This is a genomic window from Marinobacter goseongensis, assembly GCF_023156235.1.
GTDB classification, from domain to species: domain Bacteria; phylum Pseudomonadota; class Gammaproteobacteria; order Pseudomonadales; family Oleiphilaceae; genus Marinobacter; species Marinobacter goseongensis.
Map to the genome: position 1 here is coordinate 1 of NZ_JAKZAI010000036.1, position 13,960 is coordinate 13,960.

Annotated in this window: 16 protein-coding genes; 4 read left to right on the plus strand and 12 right to left on the minus strand. The window is 54.2% G+C overall.

The features are described 5' to 3' along the window. Positions 1 to 219 precede the first annotated feature (219 nt). Positions 220 to 429: a hypothetical protein gene (locus tag MLC70_RS17390; protein ID WP_153741751.1), complete on the minus strand. Its 210-nt coding sequence runs from the start codon at positions 427 to 429 to the stop codon at positions 220 to 222. Between the two features lie 481 nt (positions 430 to 910). On the opposite strand from MLC70_RS17390, the gene MLC70_RS17395 reads away from it, so the two are divergent. Genes MLC70_RS17395 through MLC70_RS17405 form a run of 3 tightly spaced genes read left to right on the plus strand, consistent with a single transcriptional unit; the run spans position 911 to position 6,704 of the window. Then, entirely contained in the window at positions 911 to 2,230 is a 1,320-nt protein-coding gene (locus MLC70_RS17395) for a TolC family protein (protein WP_248185637.1), read from the plus strand. Between the two features lie 5 nt (positions 2,231 to 2,235). Continuing rightward, positions 2,236 to 3,582, plus strand: coding sequence for an efflux RND transporter periplasmic adaptor subunit (locus MLC70_RS17400; RefSeq protein ID WP_248185638.1), 1,347 nt, complete (start codon positions 2,236 to 2,238; stop codon positions 3,580 to 3,582). After that, on the plus strand, positions 3,579 to 6,704 hold the full coding sequence (locus tag MLC70_RS17405) for an efflux RND transporter permease subunit (RefSeq protein ID WP_248185641.1): 3,126 nt from the start codon (positions 3,579 to 3,581) through the stop codon (positions 6,702 to 6,704). Before MLC70_RS17400 ends, MLC70_RS17405 begins: the two co-directional genes overlap by 4 nt. Before the next feature lie 434 nt (positions 6,705 to 7,138). On the opposite strand, the gene MLC70_RS17410 is transcribed toward MLC70_RS17405, so the two are convergent. From MLC70_RS17410 to MLC70_RS17450, 9 genes are all read right to left on the minus strand, one after another. Next, positions 7,139 to 7,390: a cation diffusion facilitator family transporter gene (locus MLC70_RS17410; RefSeq protein ID WP_248185643.1), complete on the minus strand. Its 252-nt coding sequence runs from the start codon at positions 7,388 to 7,390 to the stop codon at positions 7,139 to 7,141. A gap of 293 nt (positions 7,391 to 7,683) precedes the next feature. After that, on the minus strand, positions 7,684 to 7,743 hold the full coding sequence (locus tag MLC70_RS17415; RefSeq protein ID WP_248185651.1) for a hypothetical protein: 60 nt from the start codon (positions 7,741 to 7,743) through the stop codon (positions 7,684 to 7,686). Between the two features lie 464 nt (positions 7,744 to 8,207). Beyond that, on the minus strand, positions 8,208 to 8,930 hold the full coding sequence (locus MLC70_RS17420; RefSeq protein WP_011784772.1) for a cytochrome c biogenesis CcdA family protein: 723 nt from the start codon (positions 8,928 to 8,930) through the stop codon (positions 8,208 to 8,210). Between the two features lie 26 nt (positions 8,931 to 8,956). Next, the gene (locus tag MLC70_RS17425) at positions 8,957 to 9,433 is read right to left on the minus strand and encodes a hypothetical protein (RefSeq protein WP_248185646.1); all 477 of its coding nucleotides are present in this window, start codon (positions 9,431 to 9,433) and stop codon (positions 8,957 to 8,959) included. A gap of 36 nt (positions 9,434 to 9,469) precedes the next feature. After that, positions 9,470 to 9,901 carry a c-type cytochrome gene (locus tag MLC70_RS17430; protein WP_011784774.1) on the minus strand — a complete coding sequence of 144 codons (432 nt, stop codon included), beginning with the start codon at positions 9,899 to 9,901 and terminating at the stop codon, positions 9,470 to 9,472. Next, a complete protein-coding gene (locus MLC70_RS17435) occupies positions 9,894 to 10,319 on the minus strand; it encodes a WD40/YVTN/BNR-like repeat-containing protein (protein WP_248185648.1) in 426 nt (141 codons plus the stop codon). Before MLC70_RS17435 ends, MLC70_RS17430 begins: the two co-directional genes overlap by 8 nt. Before the next feature lie 96 nt (positions 10,320 to 10,415). Continuing rightward, a complete protein-coding gene (locus MLC70_RS17440) occupies positions 10,416 to 10,748 on the minus strand; it encodes a hypothetical protein (RefSeq protein ID WP_248185650.1) in 333 nt (110 codons plus the stop codon). A 10-nt stretch (positions 10,749 to 10,758) separates the two neighbouring features. Beyond that, positions 10,759 to 11,271: a DUF411 domain-containing protein gene (locus tag MLC70_RS17445; RefSeq protein WP_011786663.1), complete on the minus strand. Its 513-nt coding sequence runs from the start codon at positions 11,269 to 11,271 to the stop codon at positions 10,759 to 10,761. A gap of 99 nt (positions 11,272 to 11,370) precedes the next feature. Beyond that, positions 11,371 to 11,676, minus strand: coding sequence for a hypothetical protein (locus tag MLC70_RS17450; RefSeq protein ID WP_011784777.1), 306 nt, complete (start codon positions 11,674 to 11,676; stop codon positions 11,371 to 11,373). Positions 11,677 to 12,015: 339 nt separating this feature from the next. On the opposite strand from MLC70_RS17450, the gene MLC70_RS17455 reads away from it, so the two are divergent. Then, positions 12,016 to 12,195 carry a hypothetical protein gene (locus MLC70_RS17455; protein WP_062785119.1) on the plus strand — a complete coding sequence of 60 codons (180 nt, stop codon included), beginning with the start codon at positions 12,016 to 12,018 and terminating at the stop codon, positions 12,193 to 12,195. 292 nt (positions 12,196 to 12,487) lie between these two features. Here the strand turns inward: MLC70_RS17455 and MLC70_RS17460 are convergent, their stop codons facing one another. Beyond that, positions 12,488 to 12,841, minus strand: a complete 354-nt coding sequence (locus tag MLC70_RS17460; RefSeq protein WP_062785117.1) for a DUF3703 domain-containing protein — start codon at positions 12,839 to 12,841, stop codon at positions 12,488 to 12,490. A 64-nt stretch (positions 12,842 to 12,905) separates the two neighbouring features. Then, positions 12,906 to 13,802, minus strand: coding sequence for a cation efflux transmembrane domain-containing protein (locus MLC70_RS17465; RefSeq protein ID WP_199447948.1), 897 nt, complete (start codon positions 13,800 to 13,802; stop codon positions 12,906 to 12,908). Between the last annotated feature and the right edge of the window lie 158 nt (positions 13,803 to 13,960).

Here is a 13,960-nt window from a genome sequence, read left to right on the forward strand (position 1 = left end):
CCAAAATCGCGCTTGAATGGCTTTTTTTCGAGTTGAAAAGCGATTCAGCGATAAATCAGGCGTTAATCAGACCCTCCTAAGGTTTGCGGTACGGTAATAAATTTAGCGCCGAGATTCCAGTAAATCAATACTATATCCAGTCATGCTATTTTCATGACTGGCAACGTTCTTTGTATGAGAAGCAAGCTTCGCTTGTTAGCTCTGCCTAAGCGGAACGTACTAGTCGTCACTTGAATCTGCTATTCCCGCCTCCTTCATCTGCTTGTGTAATTTTTGATGTTTCAGGCAGAGTTCTTGCCTGTCAACGGTTTCCACGGTCTTGTTCGGATAGCTCCTTGCCTCGTTAATCCTGTCGGCTAAGCCAGAATCGGCGTAGGCAAAGGAACTAAACAGTGCTGTCATTGCTATGGCTGTAATGATGCTCTTCATGACGAACTCCTTGATTTGTTGCTCCAGGCCCATGCAACTGGGCCTCTAGTAGATACCGCTGATGCCCACCAGCGGTATTTCTGTTATCATTTGCTGTACGTTACCTTCTGCTCCATTTGTTTCTTCTCTAAAGCACGATGGTAGGCTCGTCCTTCTTCACTTATCATCTGTCTTCGCGCCTCCATTCCAACTTCTGACAATCCATAGCGTGTCATTTCTTTGTGGAGTCGCTGCTGCGGCGAATACTATTAATGATTTCATAATTTCACCTCCTGTTTGGTTGATGGTTTCATTAGATCATTAGTTCCTGAAACCTGACTGAAAAAACAAAAAAAGTTTATTAACGATTTGATAACTTTTGTTAGTGATAAAAATAGTTGAGCCAGATCAATATAAAATTTGTGCGCACTTAATTTCAGCTTCGTTTCAGCTTTGAGATCTAATATAAGCGCTCTTATATGCTTTCCACGGAGATCTCAAGTTGTCCATCCGCACCTTTTTTACTAAGCAGACTATTTTGGGTGTGTTGCTGTTTAGCAGCATTTCTGCGTGGGCCCAGCCCAGACTGGAGCTCATGAGTGTCATCGAAGCAGCAACTGAAAACGATCCCTGGCTGGGCCAGAGCTCTTACAAACAAGATGCGCTGATGGAAGAGTCTGTTGCTGAGGGCGCGCTTCCCGATCCCCGGGTAATGATCGGCGCGGCAAATCTGCCTCTGGATACTTTTGATACCGGGCAAGAGCCCATGACCCAGGGCACGATTGGCATTACACAGCGAATTCCTCGTGGAGACAGCCGCCGCTTGGCTAGCGCAAAGAAAGAAGAACTGGCCGGTGTACAGCCTTACCTCCGACAGAATCGTCGTGCGCAGGTCACCGAAACGGCGACCCACCTATGGCTCGATCTTTGGAAAGCCCAGGAAAGCATCCGCCTCATTGAACAGAACCGGGGGCTGTTCGAGCAATTGGCGGATGTTGCGGAAGCTGGATATACCTCCGCGACAAAGGGCTCCAGACAACAAGATGTTATTCGTGCTTCGCTGGAATTGACTCGGCTTGAAGATCGGCTGACCGCTTTGCATACTCAGTTGGCTTCCAGCAGAGAAGCTCTAGGGGAATGGATCGGTTCCAGGCGGGCCCAGCTCTCGGTCGCCGAAAACATTCCTCCTCTGTTATTGGCAGATGTTTCCAGCAGCTGGCCGGAGACCAGTGTGGAGTCTGTCATCCGTCACCCGTCGGTTCGCGCCACAGATCAACTGATTGATGTACAGGACATTGACGTAGACCTTGCCAGGGAAGCCTACAAACCAGAGTGGTCGGTCTTCGCACAATATGGTTACCGTGACCGAGCTCCGAACGGCCAGGACAGGGCAGACCTGTTTTCTATTGGTATCGGTTTTGACCTGCCCATATTCACAGGAAACCGGCAAGACCGACGGCTCAACGCGTCTGCAGCCAGACTGGAAGCCGAAAAAACGGATCGGGTTCTGAGAATCCGATCGCTCCAGGCGAAGGCGCGCTCGGCGTTGGCCCGCATTGAGCGATTGGATGATCGGATTGACTTGTATCAGCAAACTCTTCTGCCGCAGATGGAAGAGCAGGCCAGCGCCTCACTGACCGCCTATAACAATGACGATGGCGATTTTGCTGAGGCGGTACGCGCAAGGATTTCCGAACTCAACGCCGAGGTTGAATTAATCCAGATGACTGCCGAGCGGGCCAAAACTCTGGCAAGTTTCCGTTATTTGACCACGGAAGCCTCAAACATTCCCTCCTTTTCAATGACCCATTTGCAGGATTGATCATCATGGCTAATTTCATTCGTCCATTGGGCTTTATAGTGCTCGGCGGGATTGCTGGTGTGGGTGCCGCCTATTGGCTGGCACCGAAAATGGTTTCAGATCCAACCGTAGATGCGGTCGGTAACGCGGAAAAGGAGCCGCTCTACTGGGTGGCGCCTATGGACCCCAATTTTAAAAGCGACAAACCCGGGAAATCACCTATGGGGATGGATCTGATTCCAGTGTTTGAGGATGCCGGGTCCGTTGACGACCCAGCCGGTACCGTTCGTATTTCGCCTGCCGTGTTAAACAACTTAGGAGTTCGCACCGAGTCCGTTATCCAGGGGCGCCTGCCAAATACCATAACTACCGTGGGCTACGTCCAATATAACGAAGACGAGATGGCGCACGTACACCCCAGAGTAGAGGGCTGGATCGAAGCGCTCTACGTGAAAGCTGAGGGGGAACCAGTCGAAAAAGGCAAGCCTCTGTATACTCTCTATTCACCCACATTGGTCAATGCTCAGGAGGAGTTGCTCCTGGCACTGAACCGGGGGAATCAGCGACTGATCAATGCCGCTGAGGAACGGTTGGCTGCTCTGAATGTGCCGGCTAGCCTGATACGGCAGCTGCGCCAGACAAGAAACATACAGAGAACGATGACCGTATACGCCCCAAGCTCGGGCGTTGTCGACAATCTGAACGTTCGCGAGGGCATGTTCATAAAGCCCGGAGACCGGGTTTTGTCGATTGCTGCACTGGATGAAGTCTGGGTGATTGGCGAGGTATTTGAAAGCCAGCTCTCGGCCGTGGAGGGCGATAGCCGGGTGATGATGACCCTGGATTACATGCCCGGGCGCCAGTGGCGCGGAAAAGTGGACTATGTGTATCCCGAGGTTAATCCGGAAACCCGGACGGCCCGGGTCCGGATGCGGTTTGACAATTCCGACGGAGCTTTGCTGCCCGGCATGTTTGCTCGCCTGGAGGTCCAGGGGGATCGTGGGCAAAGACGCCTGTTGGTGCCGCGTGAATCGATCATCCGCACTGGACAAAGCGACCGTCTGGTGGTGGCGCTGGAACAGGGTGCCTTCAAGTCCGTCAACGTCACGGTAGGGCGGATTGGCGACAAGTACGCAGAAATACTGGAAGGCATTAAGCCTGGCGATACCGTGGTGACCTCTGCGCAGTTCCTGATCGACTCCGAGTCCAGCAAGACTTCGGATTTCCAGCGAATGTCGGCATCAGGCAGCAACGCCATGGATTCACAGATGGATCATTCGGGGCACGTCATGGATCCGGAGAAAGCGGAGCCCAAAAGCGAACCTGAGGCGATGGACCATAGTTCCATGAATCATGGCGGAGGCGAATCATGATCGCTGCCATCATTCACTGGTCTGTTCGTAATCGATTTCTGGTATTGCTGGCCACCTTGCTTATTACAGGGCTTGGCCTTTACTCACTGAACAAGACGCCGGTAGATGCGCTGCCGGATCTTTCGGATGTGCAGGTCATTATCAAAACCAGCTTTCCGGGCCAGGCACCACAAGTGGTGGAAGACCAGGTGACCTATCCACTGACCACCGCCATGCTGTCGGTGCCGGGTGCCAAGACGGTCCGGGGTTACTCCTTCTTTGGGGACTCCTACGTTTATGTGATCTTCGATGAAGACACCGACATGTACTGGGCTCGCTCCCGGGTGCTGGAGTACCTGTCCCAGGTGGCCCCGAGCCTTCCAGACTCGGCCCGCCCGCAACTGGGGCCGGACGCAACCGGGGTTGGCTGGGTTTACCTCTACGCTCTGGTGGATCGCACCGGGAACAACGATCTGAGCCAGCTGCGCAGCCTGCAGGACTGGTTTCTGAAATACGAACTCCAAACAGTGCCAGGCGTGTCCGAAGTGGCCGCGCTTGGTGGCATGGTGAAGCAGTATCAGGTCAAGGTCAGCCCGGAAAAACTCAGGGCGTTGGGTATTCCTCTGGCTCACATCCAGAACGCCATCAAGAGAGGAAACCAGGAAGTGGGCGCCTCCGTCATCGAGATGGCGGAGGCGGAATACATGGTGCGCACGTCCGGCTATATCCAGTCCCGTGAGGATCTCCTGTCGATTCCACTAGGACTCGATGACAATGGTACCCCTGTGCTCCTGAAAGACGTGGCCAGTGTTGAGGTTGGGCCGCAGATGCGGCGCGGGGTGGCCGAGCTGAATGGGGAAGGGGAAACAGTCGGTGGCGTTGTGGTCATGCGCTTCGGAGAAAACGCCCAGGCAACCATCAATGGCGTGAAGGCGAAACTGGAGGAACTGAAATCCAGTTTGCCGGAAGGCGTGGAGGTAGTTACGGTTTATGATCGCTCCGGTCTGATTGAGCGGGCGGTCAACAATCTCGGGTTCAAGCTGCTTGAAGAGTTTCTGGTGGTGGGCTTGGTGTGCATTATCTTTCTGTTCCATGTCCGCTCGTCGTTGGTGGCGATTCTCAGCCTGCCGGTTGGCATTCTGGCGGCCTTTATTGTCATGCACTGGCAGGGCATCAACGCCAACATCATGTCACTCGGGGGGATTGCCATTGCGATCGGGGCGATGATCGATGGCGCCATCGTCATGATCGAGAACATGCACAAACACATGGAGCGAACCCCGTTAACCCATGAGAACCGATGGGAGGTCGTGGCCAGGTCGGCCTCTGAGGTCGGACCAGCGCTGTTTTTCTCGCTTCTGATCATTACTGTTAGTTTTGTGCCGGTGTTTGCGCTGGAAGCGCAGGAAGGGCGGATGTTTGCGCCTCTGGCCTTCACCAAGACCTACGCCATGGCAGCCAGTGCGGCTCTGGCGGTGACGCTGGTTCCGGTGCTCATGGGCTATTTTATCCGTGGCAAGGTGCTGCCGGAACACAAGAATCCCGTGAACCGTCTGCTGGTCGGTGCGTATATGCCGGTCCTGAAGTTGGTCCTTCGATTCCCGAAAACCACTGTTATGGCTGCACTGCTGGCACTGGCTGTGGGGCTTTGGCCGGCGACCAAGATCGGGAGTGAGTTCATTCCACCGCTGGATGAAGGCGATCTGATGTACATGCCAACCACCTACCCCGGTATTTCAATTGGCAAGGCCCGGCAGCTGCTGCAGCAAACCGATAAGCTGATTGCCACCTTACCGGAAGTAGAAACGGTATTCGGCAAAGTAGGGCGGGCGGATACCGCAACCGATCCAGCACCCTTAACGATGATTGAAACGTTTATCCAGCTGAAACCCAGGGATCAATGGCGGGAAGGGATGACCACCGAAAAGCTTAAAGAGGAGCTCAATACCCTGATCCGTTTCCCGGGGGTAACGAACGCCTGGGTTATGCCCATCATCACCCGCATCGATATGCTGGCAACGGGGATCAAAACACCGGTCGGTATCAAGGTGGCGGGCCCGGATCTTGCCATTATTCAGGACATTGGCAAACGCCTTGAGGAGATCATGGTCGACATCCCTGGTACCGCCTCTGTTTATTCAGAGCGGGTTGCCGGCGGTCGATACATCAAGGCGGATATCGATCGGGAGCGTGCAGCCCGTTATGGACTGAACATAGCGGACGTTCAGCAGGTTGTTGCTTCGGCGATTGGCGGCATCAATGTATCGAGGACGATAGAAGGGCTTGAGCGCTACCCGATTAATCTGCGTTACCCCCAGGACTACCGGGATTCCCCCGAGAAGCTGGAGCAGTTGCCCATCGTTACTTCAACGGGGCAAAGGATTGCGCTGGCCGATGTCGCCGATATTCGGGTCGAAGATGGTCCTCCCGCGATCAAAAGTGAAAACGCCCGCCTCAATGGCTGGACCTTCGTGGATATTGAAGGGGTCGATGTCGGCACCTATGTGGAGCAGGCCATGGCTACCGTTAACGAAGAGCTCGATCTGCCTGCGGGCTATTCGGTTACCTGGTCTGGCCAGTATGAGTACATGCTGCGTGCCAAGGAAAAGCTGACCTACGTGGTACCGCTGACGCTGGGTATCATTATCATTCTGCTGTTCCTGAACTTCCGTCGTTTTGCGGAAGTGGGCATCATCATGGGTACTCTGCCGTTCGCTATGATTGGTGCAATCTGGCTGATGTATCTGCTGGGCTATAACTTCTCTGTTGCGGTCGGTGTAGGTTTCATTGCGCTGGCCGGCGTTGCCGTGGAGATTGGTGTCATCATGCTGGTGTATTTGAACCAGTCCTACGACGCAATGCTGGAAACGTGTGAGCAAAAAGGCCTGAAACCCAGGCGAGAGACCCTGCGCCACGCAGTCCTGCACGGGGCCGGTTTGCGGGTGCGCCCGATCATGATGACGGCAGCCGCCATTATCGGCGGGCTGGTACCTATCATGATCGGTACTGGCACGGGTTCGGAAGTCATGGGGCGCATAGCTGCACCGATGGTCGGTGGGATGATCTCTGCTGTTATTTTGGCGCTGTTGGTGATACCGGTAGGTTACTATCTCTGGAAATGCAGGAGTATTTCCGAAGGGTAAAGAAAACTAGACCTCGCCACATTGCTTTCGAGAATCTGGCGAGGTCTGATGATGCAGCGGTGTCTGGGTAATGTTGTTATAAAGCAAGAGCCTGGGTATGGAGTCCCGGGCAGATACTCTGGCAACATATTTCCCGGGGGAGGTTTCCTGCCCTCTAAAAGGCCGAGAACAGCAGCGATGGGGTAGGCCCAAATTTGATGGGGTTCAATCATGTCTCGCATGGAGTCCTCGTGCCTTTGTGGTTCGCCATTCGTTTGGAATCTGCATGATGAGGTATGTCACATAGCGCGCCGGTTAACTATGTTTATAGGTATTTGCCCCCTCGTGCTTGTAGTCAGGGTGTTCAAATTCCAGTGTTGAATGAGTTACGCTGAACTCTTTATCCAAAGCCTGTTTTATCCCGTCCTTGATTTTCTCAAGTTCATTCCACGCACTCATCTCGACAACCACACGGGCGTCGAGCGAGGCATCATGCTCACCCAACTGCCAAAAATGTACGGGGTGAAGTCGATAACTCCTTCTAAGTCTGATACTGCCCCAATGACGGAATCTGTGCCGATATCCTCGGGACTCCCCAGCATGAGTGTTCTGATGGTCCCGCCAATTTCTGTCAGGTCCAGGTAGAGAATATAGCTGGCCATGCCAATGGTGATTGCGGAATCAACCCAGCGCATGTCGTAGAGCAAGATAAGAGCTCCGCCTATAACACTGCTATTGACGCAAACGCATCAGACAAGTTGTGTAAAACAACGCATGAATATTAACGCTGCCCTTCTGCATTGAGTAGGTCAGCAGCGCGCTCAACGCGTCCATTATCAGTGCAACAATGTAAGTCAGACTACCCAACACCCCTTGAGTTCCAGCGGATCTGGGAACCGCATGACACCCTCGTATATCAGGTAGGGCCCTATCATGATCAAGGTGGTGTATTTAACAGCGCAACACCTACCTTTATTCGCCCGTAGCCGAAGGTCAGCTTTTATTCAGCCGGGCGACGCGCAATCTTACGGGCCGCGAACGCGATAATCAGCGATGCCATGTCCCAGAAGTTATGTATAGCATCGGCAATCAGCGCCAAGCTGCCGGCAAAGTCCTTTCCGCGATCTGGACGAGAGTCAGGATGCCGTTTGCCCAGATGGCTACTGCAACCCGTTTATGCTTGGTTTCAGGGGGAATGTGAAATAGCTGTATACTGAAAAAGTGTGCTTTCCCTCATATAGGTTTCGAAGTAATGCGGGAAGAAGCGTTAATTGGTTGCTTCCAGTGTTCGCATTGCGACCCCTGGTCACATTCCGGGCTCTGAACAAAAGCGAACGTTCACCATCCTCCACTGCGAAGCGGTTTTTAATCTAGTCCTGAAGAACAATGAGCCGCTTCAATCGTTCGGCAATGCAAAACCATTAGTTAACGAAATGGCAGCCCCATTTGTTCATGAAACCTGTTTATACGCAGTATTTGAGTATGAAGCCATGGACCGCTCCCTGTAGTTTGGCTGTAGGAAGCTCAACCAAGCCTTCCGAGAACCGGAAACGTCGACAACATCCACGACGCAAAGAGTGTCATCCGACCGGTGAGCACCATTACTCCCATTACAACGAGCACCAAGCCAGCAAGCGCTCTCAGTAGTCTACTCCAGCGACTGAGCCAGCGTACTCGTTGCCGAAAGTGTTCAATAAACAGGGCAGTTCCGAGAAAAGGGAGAGCTAACCCGAACGAATACGCCGCCAGATACAGCATGCCAGCCTCAGCATTGGCATGGGTGGAGCTGAGCGCCAATATGGCCCCGAGTATGGGGCCTATACAGGGTGTCCAGCCGATGGCAAACGCGATGCCCAGGAGGAAGGCGGCAGTGGGGCGCCCGCCTTCAAGAGACTGCCCAATGCGCCAGTCCCGCTGTAACGCCGGCATGCTCCACCAACCCAACATAAACAGGCCCATTAACACGATGAGCACGCCAGCCACCAGGTTGGCCTCTTCACGATAAGCCATCAGCCATTGCCCAAGAACACTGGCGCTTGCTCCCAGGGCAACGAATACGAGACTGAACCCCATCACGAAACAAAGACTCAGCCAGAACGCCTTCAACCGATTTGAAGCCTCAGTCAGAGCGCCTCCGGTAACAACCGACAGGTAGCCGGGAACCAAGGGTAAAGTACAGGGTGAGAAAAACGACACGAGACCTCCGGCAAACGCGGCGGCAATTCCCCAGGTTGCAAGATCAGGCATTCAGCCCCCTAAGTTTTGTTAGTTCGTTAAACCGCCCAGAAATCAAATTTGATGCCTTCCTTGGACGTGCCGTTGTCGATGATGGCCCGTGCGCGCCATAGCATTTTGCCGGTACCGCATTCCGGCAGGGTAATGGTTCCCTGGTAAACACCCTGGGTATGCGGTAACAGCTGGGTGCGGACCGCGCCCATGTACATTTCAAGCCCTTCGAAATCCACGATCAGGGAGTCGGCTGTCACGTTGCCGAGATACACACGGATGGGAATCTCTGTCATCGATTCGATGGCTTCATTACCTAAGCCGACTGTGATGGTTTGATCGCCCTTTCGCCCAATACACTGACCTTTGAAAGGTGCGCATCCCTCGGTGGCGTAAAAGGTAACACCGGCATCCAGATCAGGCTTCAGGTACTGTGGCAGCACGAAGATTGCTGTGACCACAATGCTGAAACCGATGAGGCCGAATAACCATGACCACTTCTTAAAAAGCTGTTTCAATGCCATTTTCCAGTTACCAAAGACTTGAGGGAGGGTTGTTCGTTATTCCTGACTTTCGTTAGGTTGATAGCGGCGCTGGTCCTCGGTCCAGAGTGTTTTCAGGTAGTTGATCACCGACTGAATTTCCTGGTCGGTGAGGGTGTCCTCAAATGCTGGCATGGTCAGGCGGTCTGTTTTGTTGAAGGGATGCCGCCATCCCTCGGCAATCATCCTGAACAGCATGGCATCACTGTGGCGCCAGGTGTGGCCTGTCTCATCGTGAGGCGGTGGCGGCATTTCGCCTTTCTCATCCGGTTTGTTCCAGTCGGCCGCACCTTCACCCTGCCATCCGTGGCAAGCGGCGCAGTATTGCTCATAAATCTGGCGGCCCTCGGTTACTCCGGCCGGCACGCTGCCACTGTCTGTTGGCGCGCCCCCCGCCATCACAAGGGCCGGGGCAACGAGCAAGACCAGCGGGAAAGACCACTTATTCATAAACAGGAACCCATTCGCCAGAGGCGTTCTGCGAAAGCAACTCTCCGTTTTCAGTGCCGACCACGAGTCTTTCCGTGGGCGAGAACGTCAGAGCGGTCACCGCTTGGGGTATCTCAAGGCCAGCCCAGGTTTCGCCACCGTCAGAACTGCGGTGAAGTTCCCCCTCGATCACGGCGTAGACGTTTTCCGGGGCCCAAGGATCGTAATCAATGGCGGAAACAGTTCCTCGCAATTCGCCGGCATCGCCCCAGAAGCAGAAACAGTCCATGGATCGGGCCACACCGCGGGTGGTGCCGGCGAACAGCCAGCCACTTTCCATGCTGCCTGGCATATCGGAGTGCAGGAAGGCCTGCACCGGCTCCCGAGGGCCATTGTCTACCTTCACCCATTCGGCACCGTCGTCCCTGGATCGGAACATGCCGCCGTCACCGAGATAGGCGTAGAGCGTATCCGGTTGGGTGGCGTGGGCGGCAATCGCCGTGACACCCAGGTCCGGCAGGGTGTCATTGAGGGATTACCAACGCTTGCTGGCCTCGTCATAGCGCCAGATGCCAAGGCCAGGCCCTGCCAGGTACAGGCTTTCGTCTCCGCCCTTTGCCATGGACCGGGGCTGGGCGCCGGAATCGGACGGTGGCAGGGGGATCTCGGTAGTGTTCTGGCTATCCAGGGCAAACAGACCGCTCTGCCGAAGCACCAGCAAAGCGCCAGATGAGTCCGTCGTCAGCGCTCTCACTGCTTGGCCCTCATTCACAGACTGGGCTTGAACCAGGGTCGGCATGACAGCCACGAACGCGAACAGAAAAAGTCTGGAGACTGCTGAATTCAGGCGGGAAACCATTGCTCTCATAGGGCTGACCTCAGTAATCCTTGTGCTCACGGAAAACCTGTTGCTGGCCATTGGCGTTAAAGGCAATGACCTGGTAATCGTCCTTCCGGCCGGTTTCCATGCCAGGGGTGCCATGGGGCATTCCGGGTACAGACAAGCCGGCCGTGTTGAATTGCGGATCCTCAAGGTAGGCCAGGATGTCATTGGCCGGCACATGCCCCTCAATCACCAGATCATCAACCAGTGCGGTGTGGCAGGACGCCATATCGCGTGGCACGCCATGCTGCTGTTTAATTTCATTAAGGTTGTCGGTTTCAACGATTCGGGTGTCAAAGCCATTGGTCGCGAGGTGCTCGGCCCAGGACTGGCAGCAACCGCAATTGGGGCTCTTGTAGATGGTGATGGTTTGGCCTGCCTCTTCACTCTCGGTTAGAGAAGCCGACGGCTGGGCGGATTCGTCGGCCTGGAGGGCCAATGTGGTGGCGCCAGCGCCGATAACGATAGCGGCTATACCCGTATACAGGGCGAGTTTCTTGGTCTTCATGGGAAATCCTCGTTTGTAATCGCTTATGGGCAGTGCAGGGCTCGGGGGTGCACATGCATCCCCGGCCCAGAGCTTCAGTTCATGAGGGTGCCCAAATGGTTATTTGGCGCCGGTGTCTTTGTCTTTCATGCCACCAGGCATGCCATCGTCGCTATGAGCCTGCATCATCTTCATGCAAGCCTCGGTCATGGCTTTACGGTCTTCCGGGGACATATCTGACATCATGTTCATCATCCCCATCATGCCGCCCATACCCTCCATACCGTGCGAGGACATCATGCGGCTGTGTTCGGAATGACCAGCCATCATGCCGGCGCCTTCGCCATGGGCAAGGGCAGAGAAAAGGGCGACGCTGCCGGCCAGAACGGCGGCGGTTACGGTGAGCTTGAGATTTGAATTACGCATTTGATTCACTCCAGTTAAAGCCTCGTTACGGATGAACGGAAGTACGAGACTTTGTTGCAAGAATTAACTTCAAAGAGCTTGCCGCGATGGGCAAAAACCCGGGTTAAAACTCAGGAGTGATGTTCTGGAGGGGGTGTAATAGAGGCCAGGAACGGATTCTGGTAAAGGGCCGCTCGGCCGATCAACACCGTTTGGGAACCGGTGTCGGTAAAACCGATAGAATGCCCCGGTAGTAGGGCAAAGCTTACGTTGACGCCGCATTTGACCGGCCCAGTGGCGCTTGGACAGGCCATTTCCGGGGCGGAAACACAATCCGGTTCTGTGTCTGAGGAGTAAGCGGTGTCTTCAGTCTGGTCCATCATCATGGTGCCGCAATCCGCCATCGCTGGCTCCGCCTGGCCGCCTGCTACTTTTGACAAAGCAAACGCCGGCGCGCTGATCACAAGAAGCAGTGATAGCAATAGGGAGATGATTGGGCGGTTCTTTGCGGACATCCTGATCTTTAGCACCAAGCTTTGAGGACATGAGCTCTGACATGCAATTACTCTGTCAGTTCCGAAGATCTTAGCACTTTTCTATTCCCAAAACACACTCGCCCGGTCGGAAAGGGAGTGGACTTTCCGATGACTAGCTGAACGTCTTATTTTGGCGCGGAGGAGGACTGGCAACAGTGGCGTTTGGCTAATCGGGCGAATACGACGGAGTGTCATCTCGCAGACATTCAAAGGCTCGACGAAGGATTACGCGTGGTTGAAGGGATGGGGGACAGAATGTTCGCTTTGCGACCAGCACCTAAACAAAAGCGAACATTCTAGTCACGCCTTCCCTCCGCCTCCGAAAGCACCACTGCCAAATCCTCGGGCACCGGCATGGGTGCAAATGCGCTGATGTTTGCACCAGTGTTTCCCAACGGAACCCAAATTCGGGAAAAGACCAGGGCGGCAATGGTTCGAATAGACTGCCCCAGCACTTCACGAACGTCTCTTGTTCGCCAACCCAGTCTGAGCATCCGTAAGTGGGTTGCAGCGTGCGCCAGAGCATACCTCTGGCTGAGGATATGGGCACGTTCCAGATGGGTGAAGGCTGTCTGGAAATCGCCTGCGCCTTCCGCCCTGCGTGTCGCCTCAAGCTCCGTAAGATCGGACGCCTTCAATTCACTGTGCATCGATGTTTACTCCCCCTGAATTGCCAACGACGGGCCAATAATCGACCATTTGACTCCGAATGGTTCAGCCTTTCAGTGCCAGTATGCGTTTGGCACCCATCAATACGATGGCACCAACAATTCCCCCAATAATCAGATCTGGGTAGTTGGTACCGGTCCAGGCAACGAGCAGCCCCGCAAGTATTACACCCAGGTTGATGACCACGTCGTTTGCTGAAAATATCCAGCTGGCTTTCATGTGAGCACCGCCCTCACGGTGTTTTGCGATCAGAAGAAGGCAACTGATATTCGCGATGAGAGCAACAGATGCGACGGCCATCATCATTAACGACTGGGGATCACTCCCAAACAGAAAGCGCCTGCCAACTTCAACCAATACCCCAGCGGCAAGGATAAGCTGGAGGATGCCAGCCACATGCGCCGCTCTGACCTGCATTTTGATTCCGTGTCCAACGGCGTAAAGTGCGAGACCGTAGACGGCGGCATCGGCAAGCATGTCTAGCGAGTCTGCAATCAGGCCAGCAGACTGGGCGATCAGGCCCATCGTCATCTCGACCAGAAACATCAGAGCGTTGATTGCCAGCAGTATCCATAAAGTGCCGGATTCTTCGCTTTCGTTGGCCTTAGAAGATTCAGCCGCTCTGACGGATTCAGCGCTGGCGTCTTCTGTCCGCTGCAAGGAAGCACCCAGGCCCAGGTTTTCCAGTTTGCTGGTAATAGGACCGGTTTCTCCATGGTGGATAATTTCCAATGTACGACCCGATAAATCGAATGACAGCGACTGAATGTTTTCAACGCCAGTCAGTGCCATTCGAATCATTCGCTCTTCCGAGGGACAATCCATTTTTGGTATTTTGTAGGTGCTTAGCTGGCTACCTGTTTCGGCGGTGGCGCGTCCCTGAAACTTGTCATCTACGACAGAGTCTTCACTACCACACTGCCCATTGCAGGGTTTGCTCATTTTCTCGGCTCCGGTTTTCGTACAAATGATGCAATTTAAAACCCTGTAGCCACTACAGGGTCAATAACTAATCTACACTAGTGTAAGCCCCCCATTTTTAACCGCCCTTTTGAGTAGAGGGTTAAGCTACCTCCAGTAGCCTGGATGGGGGTATCCCT

Excerpts from the sequence above, each read along its gene's own strand:
- MLC70_RS17390 (WP_153741751.1), bottom strand. The coding sequence starts at position 429 with ATGAAGAGCATCATTACAGCCATAGCAATGACAGCACTGTTTAGTTCC.
- MLC70_RS17400 (WP_248185638.1), top strand. The coding sequence starts at position 2,236 with ATGGCTAATTTCATTCGTCCATTGGGCTTTATAGTGCTCGGCGGGATT.
- MLC70_RS17405 (WP_248185641.1), top strand. The coding sequence starts at position 3,579 with ATGATCGCTGCCATCATTCACTGGTCTGTTCGTAATCGATTTCTGGTA.
- MLC70_RS17420 (WP_011784772.1), bottom strand. The coding sequence starts at position 8,930 with ATGCCTGATCTTGCAACCTGGGGAATTGCCGCCGCGTTTGCCGGAGGT.
- MLC70_RS17425 (WP_248185646.1), bottom strand. The coding sequence starts at position 9,433 with ATGGCATTGAAACAGCTTTTTAAGAAGTGGTCATGGTTATTCGGCCTC.
- MLC70_RS17430 (WP_011784774.1), bottom strand. The coding sequence starts at position 9,901 with ATGAATAAGTGGTCTTTCCCGCTGGTCTTGCTCGTTGCCCCGGCCCTT.
- MLC70_RS17435 (WP_248185648.1), bottom strand. The coding sequence starts at position 10,319 with ATGTTCCGATCCAGGGACGACGGTGCCGAATGGGTGAAGGTAGACAAT.
- MLC70_RS17440 (WP_248185650.1), bottom strand. The coding sequence starts at position 10,748 with ATGAGAGCAATGGTTTCCCGCCTGAATTCAGCAGTCTCCAGACTTTTT.
- MLC70_RS17445 (WP_011786663.1), bottom strand. The coding sequence starts at position 11,271 with ATGAAGACCAAGAAACTCGCCCTGTATACGGGTATAGCCGCTATCGTT.
- MLC70_RS17450 (WP_011784777.1), bottom strand. The coding sequence starts at position 11,676 with ATGCGTAATTCAAATCTCAAGCTCACCGTAACCGCCGCCGTTCTGGCC.
- MLC70_RS17460 (WP_062785117.1), bottom strand. The coding sequence starts at position 12,841 with ATGCACAGTGAATTGAAGGCGTCCGATCTTACGGAGCTTGAGGCGACA.
- MLC70_RS17465 (WP_199447948.1), bottom strand. The coding sequence starts at position 13,802 with ATGAGCAAACCCTGCAATGGGCAGTGTGGTAGTGAAGACTCTGTCGTA.